At 34.0% G+C, this 15369-nt stretch carries 17 protein-coding genes and 1 riboswitch; of the genes, 6 read left to right on the forward strand and 11 right to left on the reverse strand.

Annotated elements, in window-relative coordinates:
• On the reverse strand, window positions 1-275 hold a 275-nt coding region (locus tag RR554_RS04380; RefSeq protein WP_332467503.1), incomplete at its 3' end, for a helix-turn-helix domain-containing protein.
• A gap of 163 nt (window positions 276-438) precedes the next feature.
• Between RR554_RS04380 and RR554_RS04385 the strand changes: the two genes are divergently transcribed.
• Both RR554_RS04385 and RR554_RS04390 read left to right on the forward strand, forming a co-directional pair.
• Entirely contained in the window at window positions 439-1254 is an 816-nt protein-coding gene (locus RR554_RS04385) for an MBL fold metallo-hydrolase (protein ID WP_332463167.1), read from the forward strand.
• 17 nt (window positions 1255-1271) lie between these two features.
• Window positions 1272-1679, forward strand: a complete 408-nt coding sequence (locus RR554_RS04390) for a GNAT family N-acetyltransferase (RefSeq protein WP_332467504.1) — start codon at window positions 1272-1274, stop codon at window positions 1677-1679.
• Window positions 1680-1755: 76 nt separating this feature from the next.
• Here RR554_RS04390 and RR554_RS04395 read toward each other — a convergent pair whose 3' ends face one another.
• Window positions 1756-3225 (reverse strand): MDR family MFS transporter, encoded by a 1470-nt coding sequence (locus tag RR554_RS04395; RefSeq protein ID WP_332463169.1) that lies wholly within the window; start codon window positions 3223-3225, stop codon window positions 1756-1758.
• 64 nt (window positions 3226-3289) lie between these two features.
• Window positions 3290-4477, reverse strand: a complete 1188-nt coding sequence (gene metK / locus RR554_RS04400) for a methionine adenosyltransferase (protein WP_332463170.1) — start codon at window positions 4475-4477, stop codon at window positions 3290-3292.
• A riboswitch (SMK box riboswitch) is annotated at window positions 4475-4560 on the reverse strand. (Overlaps the previous gene by 3 nt.)
• Window positions 4561-4661: 101 nt before the next feature.
• On the opposite strand from metK, the gene RR554_RS04405 reads away from it, so the two are divergent.
• From RR554_RS04405 to RR554_RS04415, 3 genes are all read left to right on the forward strand, one after another.
• Complete coding sequence (locus tag RR554_RS04405) at window positions 4662-5420, forward strand: hypothetical protein (RefSeq protein ID WP_332463171.1); 759 nt, start codon at window positions 4662-4664, stop codon at window positions 5418-5420.
• Window positions 5421-5729: 309 nt separating this feature from the next.
• Window positions 5730-6551 carry a MerR family transcriptional regulator gene (locus RR554_RS04410; protein WP_332463172.1) on the forward strand — a complete coding sequence of 274 codons (822 nt, stop codon included), beginning with the start codon at window positions 5730-5732 and terminating at the stop codon, window positions 6549-6551.
• Window positions 6551-7057: a ClbS/DfsB family four-helix bundle protein gene (locus RR554_RS04415; RefSeq protein ID WP_332463173.1), complete on the forward strand. Its 507-nt coding sequence runs from the start codon at window positions 6551-6553 to the stop codon at window positions 7055-7057. The genes RR554_RS04410 and RR554_RS04415 overlap by 1 nt, the downstream gene beginning before the upstream one ends.
• A gap of 30 nt (window positions 7058-7087) precedes the next feature.
• Here the strand turns inward: RR554_RS04415 and RR554_RS04420 are convergent, their stop codons facing one another.
• Window positions 7088-7510, reverse strand: a complete 423-nt coding sequence (locus tag RR554_RS04420; RefSeq protein ID WP_332467505.1) for a VOC family protein — start codon at window positions 7508-7510, stop codon at window positions 7088-7090.
• 91 nt (window positions 7511-7601) lie between these two features.
• On the opposite strand from RR554_RS04420, the gene RR554_RS04425 reads away from it, so the two are divergent.
• Entirely contained in the window at window positions 7602-7808 is a 207-nt protein-coding gene (locus RR554_RS04425; protein WP_332467506.1) for a hypothetical protein, read from the forward strand.
• Between the two features lie 44 nt (window positions 7809-7852).
• On the opposite strand, the gene deoD is transcribed toward RR554_RS04425, so the two are convergent.
• From deoD to RR554_RS04460, 7 genes are all read right to left on the reverse strand, one after another.
• Window positions 7853-8560 carry a purine-nucleoside phosphorylase gene (deoD, locus tag RR554_RS04430; protein ID WP_332463176.1) on the reverse strand — a complete coding sequence of 236 codons (708 nt, stop codon included), beginning with the start codon at window positions 8558-8560 and terminating at the stop codon, window positions 7853-7855.
• Window positions 8561-8571: 11 nt separating this feature from the next.
• Complete coding sequence (locus RR554_RS04435; protein ID WP_332463177.1) at window positions 8572-9387, reverse strand: purine-nucleoside phosphorylase; 816 nt, start codon at window positions 9385-9387, stop codon at window positions 8572-8574.
• A gap of 13 nt (window positions 9388-9400) precedes the next feature.
• Window positions 9401-10573 carry a phosphopentomutase gene (deoB, locus tag RR554_RS04440; protein WP_332463178.1) on the reverse strand — a complete coding sequence of 391 codons (1173 nt, stop codon included), beginning with the start codon at window positions 10571-10573 and terminating at the stop codon, window positions 9401-9403.
• Window positions 10574-10652: 79 nt separating this feature from the next.
• Entirely contained in the window at window positions 10653-11606 is a 954-nt protein-coding gene (locus RR554_RS04445; RefSeq protein ID WP_332463179.1) for an ABC transporter permease, read from the reverse strand.
• A 3-nt stretch (window positions 11607-11609) separates the two neighbouring features.
• Window positions 11610-12686, reverse strand: a complete 1077-nt coding sequence (locus RR554_RS04450; RefSeq protein WP_332463180.1) for an ABC transporter permease — start codon at window positions 12684-12686, stop codon at window positions 11610-11612.
• Window positions 12679-14229, reverse strand: a complete 1551-nt coding sequence (locus RR554_RS04455; protein WP_443081214.1) for an ABC transporter ATP-binding protein — start codon at window positions 14227-14229, stop codon at window positions 12679-12681. The genes RR554_RS04450 and RR554_RS04455 overlap by 8 nt, the downstream gene beginning before the upstream one ends.
• 55 nt (window positions 14230-14284) lie before the next feature.
• The gene (locus RR554_RS04460) at window positions 14285-15346 is read right to left on the reverse strand and encodes a BMP family lipoprotein (RefSeq protein WP_332463181.1); all 1062 of its coding nucleotides are present in this window, start codon (window positions 15344-15346) and stop codon (window positions 14285-14287) included.
• Window positions 15347-15369 lie beyond the last annotated feature (23 nt).

The following is a 15369-nucleotide window of genomic DNA, read 5'->3' on the forward strand; positions in this document are numbered from 1 at the left end:
ACAATAATTAAACAAATACTTAAAAGACCTAACATTTTTTTCTTTTTAATATCAATATTTAATTTTTTAGTCATTTTTTTATCTCCTCTCATCAGCTCATCAAGTGTCAAATCAAAAAAATCACTTAGTTTTATCAATTGTTCTAAATCAGGATAGCTTTTTCCGTTTTCCCATTTAGATATTAATTGCCGACTAACAAAAAATTCACTAGCCAAATCTTCTTGAGTCATATTTTTTGTTAAACGGTTTTCTTTAATAATTTTTCCGATGTTCACTAGAATCACTTCCTTGAGTTAATAATAACTAAAGTGTACTTTAGTTGGCTAGAAATAAAAAGCAACACTCGTCATTTTGTTTGCTACAATTACTTCCATCTCTATTTAATAGGCTTTTTTTACGTTTTTGATGGTATAATAATAAGTGCTAAGAGGTGAAAATATGAATAAAGTTACTATGCTTTTAGATAATGTCTCCTATAAAAAAAATTTAAAACATGCTCATGGTCTCTCTCTTTTAATTGAATATAATAATAAAAAGATACTCTTTGATACTGGTCCAAATAATTTTTTTCTCCACAATGCAGAACAACTAACAATTGATATTACTAATTTAGACGCTGTAGTTCTGTCTCATTCTCATTCAGATCACACAAATGGATTACGGTACTTAGACACTGAAAATCAAATAATCTACTGTGGTAAAGAAATAGACTCCCCTAAATATTTACGTCTATTGGGTTTCGATAAATATGTTGGTATTCCTAAAGAAGTAAATAGTTGTTCGTTTAGTCGTATATTAAAAACAACTCAAATTTATCCAAATATTTTTTTAATACCTTTAAAGTCTACAAATCTTACAACAAGCAATTTGTACAAACTTACTAACCATCAAAAAGTATTAGATGATTTTTCAGATGAACTTATTTTAATAATAAAAAACGCTAACAAGTTAACAGTGTTCACAGGATGTAGCCATCATGGAATAATTAATATACTTAATCAAGTAAAAGAAGAATTTTCTAACTGTCTCATAAAAAATGTGATTGGTGGATTTCATATGATTGGTATTCCCTATTTAAATAATCTAGGTATGAGTAAGAAAGAAATTAAATCTATTGGGTATAAATTGAATAATTTTGAGATTAACCATTTTTATACTTGTCACTGTACAGGATTAAAAGCTTTCGATCTTTTAAAACCGATATTAAGCCATAAATTAAATTATCTATCTACTGGAGATGTTTTATATTATTAAATAAATTGGAGGAAAATATGATAACTTATAGAAAAGATAGCACATTAGTGAAAGAAGAGTTAAAAAAATTATATACGAGTGTTGGGTGGGTATCTTATACTAAAAATATGTCGTTATTAGAAGATGCTCTTATAAACTCATTATCAACTATGACTGCTTGGAATAAAGATGAGTTAATTGGATTAATTAGAGTTGTGGGTGATGGAAAAACCATTATATATATTCAAGATATTTTAATTCATCCTAATTTTCAACATCTAGGAATTGGAACAACCTTAATGACTAGTATGCTAAATGAATATGCTAATGTCAGACAGAAAGTTCTTTTAACAGAAGACGTACCTAGCCTCAGAAAGTTTTACCAAAAATTCAATTTTACCTCATGTGACAAAGGAACTTTAGTTTCTTTTTACAAAGAATTTTAAAAAAAACAGTTAAAATTACAAAAAAAGAATCCTCAACTAAGGATTCTTTTTTCTGTCTATTCATTTTCAATATTTTCTACGACAACTCTTCTGTTTTCTGAAAATAATTTAGTACAAATGATAACACAACTAATACAATTCCCACTAAGTAAACTTGGTGTAAGTTATTATAAAGAATTTCTCGTAAATCTCCCACTAACTCTTGAGGTAGGGAACTTACAGTATGAGGATTAATTAATTTATTCATCATATCCTTGGTTACTCCTAAACTTTTCTTTTCAGCAAGACCTTGATTCATTGAAGCATTTAATACTAAACCAAATACTGAAATCATAATTGTTTGACCAATTGTTCTTGATAAAGTGAAGAATGATGTCGCAACACCTGTGTGGTGACTATCAACAGATGTTTGTGCTAAAACAGTTAAAATCGTCATTGTCATCCCAAATCCAACACCTAAAATGGCTGAAAATACAAAGAAAATAGCATATTCAGTATCCATTTGAGCCAAACTTAAGAAAACTCCTCCAATTAAAATAGGTATCATACTAATAAAAATTGATTTTTTGGCTGACCATTTTTGCATGGCTCTTCCACCAGCAAATGAACCAAACATCCAAATAACAGACATTGGTGCTAACACAATACCACCTAGTGCTGCTGATTTACCTAACACTCCTTGCATCCACATAGGAATATAAACTTCCACCCCCATTAAAAAGCCACTGACTAAAGCAGCTATTAAATTCACTAAAACAAACGTTTTATTCTTAAATAAGTCTAATGAAATAATTGGGTCTTGCGCTGCTTTTTCAACTTTTATAAAGCTAATCAAGCCAATCACAAAAATAGAAAAGGAAAGAAAAGTAATAAAACTAACGCCTTCACTAACCGTTTGGAAACCATATAATAAAGAAAGTAGCATAACAACTAAAAAGACACTACCCAAATAATCTATCGGTGCTTTCTCTACTTCTCGTTTTTCTTCTATTAAATAAATCCAAACTAAAATCATGAGTACAATACCAATTGGTACATTTATTAAAAAGATCCAATGCCAGCTTAATACATCCACAATGAAGCCTCCCGCTAGAGGTCCTATAATACTAGCTATCCCCCAGGCTGCACTATTTAACCCTAAAATACTTGCTCTTTTTTCTGGTGGGTAGATATCAGCAATAATAGTTAGAGACACTGGTACAATTGAACCGGCTCCTATTCCTTGTATCGCTCTAAATATAATCAACTGCATCATATTTTGACTCAATCCAGATAATGCTGAACCAATAATAAAGATAATAATACCTATTAAATAAATTGGTTTTCGACCAATTTTATCTGCTAATTTCCCATAAATTGGGGTCATCATCGCATTTGTTAATAAATAAATTGAGAATACCCAGTTCATAATCGATATTCCTTTAAGCGATCCTACTATTGTTGGCATTGCCGTTGAAACAATCGTTCCTTCTACTGCTGTCATAAACGTTGCAATAAAAACGCATACGGTGATAATTTTTACATTTGTTTCTCTTTGTTTTACCATGTCATTCCTCCAAAATTATAAAAAATCCTCATTAGAGAAAGCTCTCTAACAAGGATTCATTGTTTTAAATGCCTAAACTTGTTTTTAATGCTGAGACTTTATCTAATTTTTCCCACGTGAAATCAGCATCTTCACGGCCAAAATGACCATATGCAGCTGTTTTTTGATAGATTGGGCGTCTTAAATCAAGCATCTCAATAATTCCCATTGGAGACAAGTTAAAGTTTTCGCGAATCGCTTCAATTAAGCGACTTTCTGAGACTTTTCCTGTTCCAAAAGTTTCAACAGATATCGAAACGGGTTGTGCTACACCGATTGCATAAGCTAGTTGAACTTCGCATTTATCTGCTAATTCAGCAGCAACAATGTTTTTAGCAATATAGCGAGCAGCATAACTAGCTGAGCGGTCCACTTTAGTTGCGTCTTTTCCAGAAAAAGCACCACCACCGTGTCTTGCATAGCCACCATAAGTATCAACAATAATCTTACGGCCTGTTAACCCTGAATCACCTTGAGGTCCACCAATAACAAATCGACCTGTTGGATTAATGAAATATTTTGTATCATCATCAAGTAACTCACTTGGGATGACTTCTTTAATAACTAACTCTTTAACATCTTCTGTAATTTTCTCTAGTGTTACATTGTCATCATGTTGTGTGCTCACAACAATCGTATCAACTCTTACAGGTTTTCCTGCTTCATTGTATTCAACCGTCACTTGAGATTTTGCATCTGGGCGTAAGTACTCAAGTGTTTCATTTTTCCTCAGCTCAGCTAATTTTTCTGTTAGTCTATGACTCAATGCAATAGGTAGCGGCATAAGTTCTGGTGTTTCGTTGATAGCAAAACCAAACATTAATCCTTGATCTCCAGCACCTAAATCCTCTTGTTCTTGGCCGCTCTGTCTTGACTCTAAAGAAGCGTCCACACCTTGAGCGATATCTGGTGACTGTTCATCAATGGCTACCATGACAGCACATGTGTCGCCATCAAAACCATACTTAGCACGTGTATAACCAATGCCTTTAATTGTGTCTCTTACTACTTTTTGAATGTCCACATATGCAGTTGTTGTGATTTCTCCAAAAACAAGAACAAGTCCTGTTGTGACAGATGTTTCACACGCTACACGAGCATATGGGTCTTTTTCTAACATCGCATCTAAAATTGCGTCACTAATTTGATCAGCTATTTTATCTGGATGCCCTTCTGATACTGATTCTGATGTAAATAATTTTCTTTCTTCCATTTTGGAATTCCCCCTAAATATTAGTCGGTTACAAGGCAATTTTACAATTTAACGTAAATCCTATCGGGAATCTTGCAACACCAGTAGTATAACAGATAAAACTTTTTTTACCTACATAAATGTTGACCTTTCCACTTTCTTACAATAAAGTATCTATATAAGACTAAAAAAAGAGGTTAATTCATTGAACAAAACAAAACAAAGTGTCTTGGCTTTACCCTTTATGGTAAGCATAACACTCTTACAAACCACTATTTCATTGCTACCTGGCATTTTATTTTTACGTGATAGTAGCAGAGGTCCTGCCATTCTAACTTACATGGTCATCTACTTATTACTTAGCGATTTTTTCCAACTAATTGGAAAGGCATCTTACAAAAAGGGGTCATTTATTCCAATCCCTATTTATGCCATCAAACTTATCGTTTCTTGCGTGTTAATCTTTATGATTGCCAAACAAACGGCCTATCAATTTGCAATTATTTTAATTGCTTATGAGCTATTCCAGCTACTGATTTTCTCAAAACAATTCTTCTATATTGATTCTGTCTTTTATTCACTTTTAAATGCATTCTTTAAAGGAATTGTTTTCAATCAATTACTGACTATTAACTATCCTTTTGATTATAGTTTCAGTTTAATAAAACCGTTTATTTTTGCTTTTGCACTCATTTTATTTATCACTATTTTAACCCAAGGAATGTATTCATTTCTTTCAAGGCATGCTTGGTTTTTCTTGCTGGGTATTGTTAGTTTGGGATTACTCTATTATTTACTCATCTCACAATTTATGGCACAAGAAACAGTCCTATGGAAACTAATTCTTTTTGTTATATGTAATATAGGTGCTATTTATTTTTTTTTAAAATCAAAAAATGCCAAAAAGAAAGAATTATTGCTTAATATATTTGCTTTAATCAGTTTATTTATTTATTATTTCTAACGAAAAAAACCTCTTAATTAGAGGTTTTTCTTTTAATTATTTTTGGCTAAACACTGAAAAATAGCTTATAATTAAGATAATATAAACAGTAAATAATAAGCTAAGGAGGCCTTTTAAAAATGAACAACAACAATCGCAACCCTAGAAAGGAATATATTTACCGAACCGTTTCATTAGGTATTGGTATTCTTATTGCCATGCTTATTTATAAATACATGTAAAAACAGACTATCATTTTTTTAGTCTGTTTTTCTTTACCTTCACACAGTGTCATCCTTTATACTAGATTAATAAAAGGAGGAATTCAAAATGAAAATTAGTCATTTTTCAAAACTATCTAATACAAGTGTCAGAATGCTCCGTCATTATGAAAAAGTTGGTTTACTAGAAGTCTCTCGTTCCACTGAAAATAATAATTACCGAGACTACTCAGCCAAAGAACTCCAACGCGTTGCCCAAATTAAAACGCTCCAAGAAATGGGTTTTTCTTTAGCTATCATTAAAGAAATTATCAATAAAAAAAATCCACTTGAGCTAGATACTTATTTTTCTCTACAAAAAGATTTTTTAGAAGAACAACTAAAAAAAATTGAACAACAACACACTCTCTTACAAACCGTTTCTGCCGTTATAGTAGAAGATCAGCGTTATTTAGATTATCATGTTCTCTTAAAAGAATTACCCGAAAGAAACGTTATGAGCTTACGAAAAATCGTTACTAATTATGAACAAGAGCACAATCTTTGGAACGAGCTTTACGCCGAATATCTTGCCCAACAAATTGTCTTCTCAAATCCACCTCTAGGTATGTCAATCTATCATGACGAAGCTTATGAAGATCAAAAAATTGATATTGAAATCCAAAGTAGTGTTGTGGGCAATTATCGAGATACCGAGACAGTCACATTCAAAACTGTACCAAACATGACCATTGCTTCTACAACTTTCCACGGTGACTTTAATCAAATGCCTCTTGTTATGGAAGCACTAGGACAATGGATTGAAGCTAATAACTTAGTCATTTCTGGACCGATGATTAATATTTTCCACGTTTCTTACGCACAAGATAAAAACCCTGACAATTGGATTACTGAAAGTTGTCTTGTCGTCTCACAAAAGGAGGAATTATAATGGCTCGACCAACAAATAAAGAAGAACTGCTTAAACAAGCAGCAGACAATTTTGATAAATTAATGGCACTATTTAATGATTTATCTGACGAAGAACAAATCGGACTTTTTCCTTTTGAACTTCGTGATAAGCAACCTAGAGATTGTTTTGTTCACCTCTATGAATGGCACCAACTTTTCTTAAACTGGGTAAAAGAAAATGAAAAAGGAAATACCTCTCCCTTTTTACCTGCACCATACAATTGGAAAAACTACCCTGATATGAATAATAAGTTTTGGGAAAAACATCAAAACACACCTTTAAAAGAAGCTATTACTATGCTTCAGCAGAGTCACGAAGACTGTCTTGATGTTATCAATTCTTATTCTAATGAAGAGTTATTTACTAAAAAATATTACAAATGGACAGGAACAACTAGCCTTGGTAGTTACGCTATTTCCGCTACTTCCTCTCATTATGATTGGGCATTAAAAATTATCAAAAAATATAAGCGTAGCTTGAAATAAAGAAAAAAATATTCAAATAATTTTTTCTAATTACCTGAAGCGTTTGCTATTAGGATGACTATCACTAAACTGAATTAAGTCCCACAAGTTACCGTATAAATCTTTAAACACAGCAACAGTTCCATAATCTGCTTCTTTAGGTTCTCGAACAAATTCAATGCCACGTTCGTACATTTGTTCATAATCTCGGTAAAAATCATCCGTTCCTAAAAAGAGAAATACGCGTCCGCCTGCTTGATTACCGACAAAATTTTCTTGTACAGGTGTTGACGCTTTCGCCAATAAAATTGTTGTTCCCTGTGAATTAGGTGGAGAAACCACTACCCACCGTTTGTTTTGTTCTAGTTGATACGTGTCTTCAAGTAAAACAAAGTTTAGCTTAGTCGTATAAAAAGCTATAGCTTCATCATAATCATCAACCACTAGGGCAATATGGACAATATTTTGTTTCATCTAAAACACCTTTTCTTTTTAGATTATTATAACATTTTTATCTATAGCTATTGATTACCTTTGAAAAGAAACATTTAGGAGAGTGATACACATGTTACATTTACTAGTAGACAGATGGTTTTTTATTCTACTCGCTCTTACCCTTGTTCTTTTAGGTGTTTTTATGATTGTCAGTCTATTTAAAATTAAACAAAAGAGTAAACTGCTCGTTTTCTTTTTACTTATTACTGGCCTTTGTTCTTTAATTTTAGGTCTTTATAGCCTTCTATTTATTGTATTTTTTGGCGTTAATACCTAAAAAAACTACCTATCAAATGATTTTCCATCTGATAGGTAGCTTTTTTATTCTTTAATTAATGTTTCAAGACCAACAATCATCATTTCATCAAATGTTGATTGACGTTCTTCTGATGTCGTTTCTTCACCAGTAATCATATGATCGCTAACAGTCATTAATGCTAGTGCTTGTACGCCGTATTTAGCTGCTAAGTAGTAAAGAACAGCGGCTTCCATCTCAACGCCAAGAACACCATGCTCACCTAGTTTAAATGTATCAGATAAATCATCTTTATAGAAACTATCATCTGATAACACATTCCCTACATGAATATTAAATCCTTGTTCTTTTGCTACAGCATATGCTGTGTGAAGTAAATCAAAATCAGCAATTGGAGGGAAAACGTGATTTGGAAAATCTGCTTTCATAAATGCTGAATTTGTTGCTGCTGCTTGTGCTAAAACTAAATCACGAACATGAACATCTTTTTTCAAAGCACCACATGTTCCAACACGCAATAGTTTTTTCACATCGTATTCACGAATCAATTCATTAATATAAATTGAAGCTGAAGGAATTCCCATACCTGTTCCTTGAACAGATACTTTGTGTCCTTTGTATGTTCCTGTAAACCCAAGCATACCACGAACTTCATTGTAGCAAACTGGATTTTCTAAGAATTTTTCTGCAATGTATTTAGCTCTTAATGGATCTCCTGGTAATAAAATTTTATCTGCAATATCGCCTTTTTTAGCACCAATATGGACACTCATATGATCGCTCCTTAGATTCTTTCTAATGTACGTTTCACTAACTCTTTAAAGTCAGCTTTCACGCGTTCAGTTGTTTCTACTACTTCTTCATGGTTTAAGTTAGCTTGCATACCAGCAGCTAAATTAGTTACACAAGTAATACCTAGCACACGCATAGACATATGGTTAGCCACGATTACTTCAGGAACTGTTGACATACCAACAGCATCAGCACCTAACATGCGAGACATTCTAACTTCTGCAGGTGTTTCGTAAGTTGGTCCTGAGAATCCCATGTATACACCTTTTTGTAAAGTTACTTTTAATTCGTCTGCTACTTCTTTAGCTACTTTTCCGTAAGCTTTGTCGTATGCTTCTGACATATCAGGGAAGCGTGGTCCTAAGTCATCTTCGTTTAGTCCCATTAATGGGTTGTCCCCAGTGTAGTTGATTTGATCTGTGATTAACATTAAATCTCCAGGTGAAAATGATGTATTCACACCACCAGCAGCGTTAGTTACTACTAACGAGTCAGCTCCTAAAGCTTTCATTACACGTACTGGGAAAGTAACAGTTTGCATAGAATGGCCTTCATAATAATGGAAACGACCTTGCATCGCTAATACTTTTTTACCAGATAATGTTCCATAAACTAATTGACCAGCATGTCCTACAACTGTAGAAACCGGGAAGTTAGGTATTTCGCCATAAGGAATAACAACTTTATCCGTAATTTCATCAGCTAATTCGCCAAGTCCAGAACCTAGGATTAAACCAAAATCAATGGCACCTACTCCTTTACTTTGAATATACTTAGCTGTTTCGTTTAATTTTTCGCTCAATGTCATTGTTAATAACTCCTTATTTTAATTGTTCTAAGAAACTCTTTCCGTTTTCCGTTTGTTTTACACCAAAGTTTTCAGCGATAGTTGCTGAAATATCTGAATAGAATCCTTGGTTAATTTTACCTTGGCCAGTCATTTTTTTGCTATAAGCTAATAATGGTACATATTCTCTTGTATGATCTGTTCCAGGGAACGTTGGGTCATTACCATGATCTGCTGTGATTAATAATAAATCATCTTCACCCATTGCTTCGTAAATTTCAGGTAAACGAGCATCAAAATCTTCTAACGCTTTACCATAACCTTCAACATCACGACGATGACCAAATAATGCATCAAAGTCTACTAAGTTAGTGAAACTTAAGCCTGTAAAGTCTTTTTTCATAACATTTAATAATTGATCCACGCCATCCATGTTAGATTTAGTTCTAACAGCTTCTGTCATACCTTGTCCGTTAAAGATATCGTTGATTTTACCAACTGCAATGACATCTTTGCCAGCATCTTTTAATGAGTCTAAAACGGTTTTGCCAAATGGATCTAAGGCATAGTCATGACGGTTTGGTGTACGTGTAAAGTTACCTGGTTCACCAACGTAAGGACGCGCGATAATACGACCAATCATATAAGGATCATTTTTAGTGTACTCACGTGTGAACTCACAAATTTTATATAATTCTTCTAAAGGAATAACGTCTTCGTGAGCTGCAATTTGAAGAACAGGGTCAGCTGATGTGTAGATAATCAAGTCGCCAGTTTTCATTTGTTCTTCACCAAAATCATCAATAACTGCAGTACCACTGTATGGTTTGTTTGCACCCATAATGACACCACGACCAGAAAATTCAGTGATTTTATCTAATAATTCTTGAGGGAAGCCTTCTGGAAATACTCTAAATGGTGTTTGGATGTTTAATCCCATAATTTCCCAGTGACCTGTCATTGTATCTTTACCAACTGAAATTTCTTCTAATTTAGTTGCATAACCTTGGTGGTTTTCTACAGCTTTAACACCTTTAAGTGGTTCAATTGTTCCTAAACCTAGATTTTCCATATTTGGAACATTTATACCAGCAACTTCTGCAATATGACCTAATGTATGACTTCCAACATCACCAAATTTTTCAGCATCTGGTGCTTCTCCGATTCCTACTGAATCTAGTACTACTAAATGAACTCTTTTAAACATAAAGTTCCGCCTTCTTCCAAAAATTTTTGTTTATAACAAACGTGCCAAAGATAATTAACTACCCCTGGCACGTTCATAATTATTTTGATTTCACATAAGTTTTACCAATTGCTTTTGGTCCTTGTGATTTACCAATAAATATTACTAGTACAAGTACTGTTAATACATATGGTGCTGCTTGTAAGTAGACAGCTGGTAATTCTTTAATACCAGGAATTAAGTTTCCGATTACAGCTAAACTTTGAGAAAGTCCAAAGAAAATCGCTGCAAACATAACACTAATTGGATTCCATTTACCAAAGATCATTGCCGCCATTGAAATGAACCCTTGTCCTGCAATTGTTGAAATTGAGAACTGACCTGAGATAGATTGTACAGCTACAGCTCCACCCATACCGCCTAAGAAACCTGAAATTAATACACCAGCATATTTCATGCCGTAAACATTAATCCCTAAAGTATCTGCTGCTTGTGGGTTTTCACCTACTGAACGTAATCTTAAACCAAATTTTGTTTTAAAGATAACAAAGTAAGCAAGTAATGCAACAAGAATTGCTACATAGGCTGGTGCTGATGTATCTTTAAAGAAGATTGGTCCAAGTACTGGAATATCTTTTAAAATTGGGAAACTGAATTTACCAAATGTTTGTTTAATCATATCTGTTTGTCCATGACCATCAAACATCATTTTTGTTAAGAATACTGTCAAACCAGGTGCCATTAAGTTAATAACAGTACCACTGACAATATGGTCTGCACGTAAGTTAACAGTTGCTACTGCATGGATTAATGCGAATAAAATTCCGATAAATCCACCAAATAACATTGAAATCCAAGGTGTCATAGAACCAAAAGTTCCAGCTGTTGAAAGGTTAAACACTGTAGCACTAAACGCACCAACTGTCATAATACCTTCCAAACCAACGTTTACAACACCACTTCGTTCTGAGAAAGTTCCTCCTAAAGCTGTAAAGATTAAAGGAGCTGAGTATACAAGTGCTGAAGATACAATAATTGCTAACATTGATACCATAACTTAAGCATCTCCTTTCTTAATCTCTTGCTTTTTAGGGGCTGCTTTATCAAGTAAGTAACGGATAGCGTAACTAATACCAACGAAGAAGATAATAGAAGCAATAACGATTTCTACGATTTCGTTTGGCACGCCCGCGCTACCTGGCATACTTAATCCACCGATTTTCAATACACCAAATAATAAAGCTGAAACTAAAATACCAATTGGACTACCACTACCAAGTAATGATACCGCCATACCATCAAATCCGATGGTTGGAACTGAACCTAATACGTAAAGGTTTTGGAATGTTCCAAGTCCTTCAACAACACCACCCATACCAGCTAAACCACCTGAAATTAACATTGCTAAAACAATGTTTTTCTTAGAGTTCATACCAGCATATTCAGAAGCGTCTGGGTTCAAACCTACTGATCTTAATTCAAAACCTACTGTTGTACGATTCATTAATACCCATACAACAAAAATCATCACTATTGCTAAGAAGATACCCATATTTAAACGAGATCCACCTGTCATTTGAGTTAAGAAATCAGCTCTTAGACTTGCATTTTGACTAATTTGTTGCGTTGTATCTGCGTCGTTTGTAAAGACATTACGAACTAAGTGATTACTAATATGTAAAATTGTGTAGTTTAACATAATTGTTACAATAACTTCACTTGTTCCAAATTGTGCTTTTAAGAATCCGGCAATACCAGCCCATAAAGCACCTGCTAATGTTCCTGCAATAACACATAATGGAACTAAAATTATTTTTGATAAATCTGGGAATAACATAGCTAACCAAATAGAAACGATCCAGCCACATAACGCTTGCCCTGACAAACCAATATTGAAGAATCCAGCTGTATTAGCCACTGAGAATCCTAAACCAGTTAAGATTAATGGTGTTGCTAAACGGATAACTTCACCAATATTATATGTGCTACCTAAAGCTCCATTTAACATTGCGCCATATCCAGCTGCTGGACTGTATCCGAATGCTAACATAATAATTGCACCTAATAATAAACCGAATACAACGGAAAGAACAGGCACCGCTAAATTTTTAATTGTAGAGTCTTGCTTATTCACCAGCAACAGCCCCTTTCCTTACTTCTTCAAGTGGTACACCAGCCATTAGCATACCTAATTCTTGTTCATTTGTTTCTGATGCTTTTACGATACCAGTAATATTACCATCAAACATTACAGCAATACGATCTGATACGTTTAAAATTTCATCTAACTCAAAGCTGACTACTAAAACACCCTTACCATTATCACGTTGTTCAATCAAACGTTTATGGATATATTCAATCGCACCAACGTCCAAACCACGTGTCGGTTGAGCAACCATTAACATATCTGGATCGCGATCAATCTCACGAGCGATAATTGCTTTTTGTTGGTTACCTCCAGATAAAGCTGATGCTGGAACTAACTCATTTGGTGTTCTAACGTCGAATTCTTCGATCAATTTTCTTGCATGGGAATTAATTTCTTTGTAATTTAATAACCCATTTTTACTTAACGGTTCTTTGTAATAAGTTTGTAGAGCAATGTTTTCTGATAAAGTCATTGGTAAGACTAAACCAAAACGATGACGGTCCTCTGGAACATGTCCCATACTATTTTCAGTGATTTCACGTGGACGTTTATTAGTCATATCTTGACCATTAATTTCAATCGATCCACTTTCTACTTTACGCATTCCTGCGATAGCTTGTAGCAATTCACTTTGACCATTACCATCGATACCAGCAATTCCCACAACCTCTCCAGCACGAACTTCTAGATTCAATCCTTTGACTGCATCTAAACCTCTATTTTCTTTTACAACTAAATCGTTGATTTTCAAAACTGGGTTTTTAGGATCTGATGGGCCTTTCGGTGTCTTAAATGACACCGAGCGACCTACCATTAAATCTGCTAATTCTTGTTGGGAAACATCTGCAACATTAACTGTATCAATACTTTGTCCACGGCGGATAACTGTACAGCGGTCCGCTACGGCTTTAATTTCATCTAATTTATGCGTGATTAAAACAATTGATTTACCTTCGTTAACCAAACCATGCATAATTTCAATTAACTCATCAATTTCTTGGGGAGTTAATACAGCAGTCGGCTCATCGAAGATAAGAATCTCTGCCCCACGATAAAGAGTTTTTAAGATTTCTACACGTTGTTGCATCCCAACTGATATGTTACTTACCAGTTCATTAGGATCAATCTTAAATCCATATCTATCCGAAACAGCCATGATGTCTTCAAAAGCTTTCTTTTTGTCAATTACACCAGATTTTGTCGGCTCACTACCTAAAACAATATTTTCTTCAACTGTAAAATTGTCGATCAACATAAAATGTTGATGCACCATTCCTATTCCTAGCTTATTAGCAACAGTGGGGTTAGCGATTTTTTCTTCTTTACCATTAATGTGAATAGCTCCTGAAGTTGGCTCTAATAAACCAGATAGGATATTCATTAATGTCGATTTACCGGCACCATTTTCACCCAATAACGCGTGAATCTCACCTTTTTTAACTTTTAAATTAATATTATCATTGGCTTTAAAGGTTCCAAAAGCTTTAGTAATATTTTTCATTTCAATCACGTACTGTGATTCATTCACTTTCTTCACTTCCTAACTATTTCGGATAAATACTTTGAACTAAATAACTAACGAATTATTTTTCAGGTTTTTCTGGAACTTCAACTTTTCCATCAATAACTTGTTGTTTAGCTTCGTCTACAGCTTTTTGTACGTCGTCAGATAATTGACCTTTAGTTAAGTCAACACCTTCTTCTTTTAATCCGTAAACTAATGTTTCTTTACCAGGGAATTTGTCTTCGTTTGCTTTGTTAGAGATATCTTTAACTACTGTACCAACACCTTTAAGAGTTGAAGTTAATGTAACGTTTCCGCCATCATATTTACCTTCGTCTTCTTGGTCACGGTCAACACCGATTACCCAAACTTTGTCTTTAGGGTTGCTCTTCATGATGTCACGAGCTTCAGAGAACACACCGTTACCAGTATCACCAGAAGCATGGAAAATTACGTCTACGCCATTTTTGTACATTGCAGCAGCGATTGATTTACCTTTAGCAGCATCACCAAATGATCCAGCATATTGTGAGTCAATTTTAATATCTTTATCTACAGATTCAACACCAGCTTTAAATCCAGCTTCGAAACGTCCGATAACTTCACCTTCTTGTCCACCAACAAATCCAACTTTTTTAGTTTGAGTTGTTTTAGCAGCAGCAATACCAGCTAAGTAAGCAGCTTCGTTATCTTTAAAGACAACAGATGCAACATTTTCTTTACCTTCTACTACAGAGTCAATAATTACAAAGTTGTTATCTTTTTTGCTATCAGCAATTTCTTCGATAGCTGGTTGTAATTTGAATCCAATACCAAAGATAGTTTTGAATCCATCATTGATTGCTTGGTTTAAGTTAGGTAAGAAATCAGAGTCAGAGTTAGATTGGTAATAGTTGAAACCATCTTTTCCTTTTTCTTTTTTGTTATCCTTACCCCATTCTTGTAAACCTTCCCATGCTGATTGGTTAAATGATTTATCATCTACCCCACCAACGTCAGTAACTAATGCTACTGAATGGTTAGCATCGCCTTTTCCGCCGTCTTTTTTAGCATCGTCTTTCTTAGCGTTTCCGCCACAAGCTGTTAGCGTTAATGTTAATGCTACTGCTAAACCTGCTTTTAATAATGTACTTTTTTTCATTGTGTTATTCCCTCCAGAATTTT

The sequence above is a fragment of the Vagococcus sp. genome (assembly GCF_036639995.1).
Lineage (GTDB): Bacteria > Bacillota > Bacilli > Lactobacillales > Vagococcaceae > Vagococcus.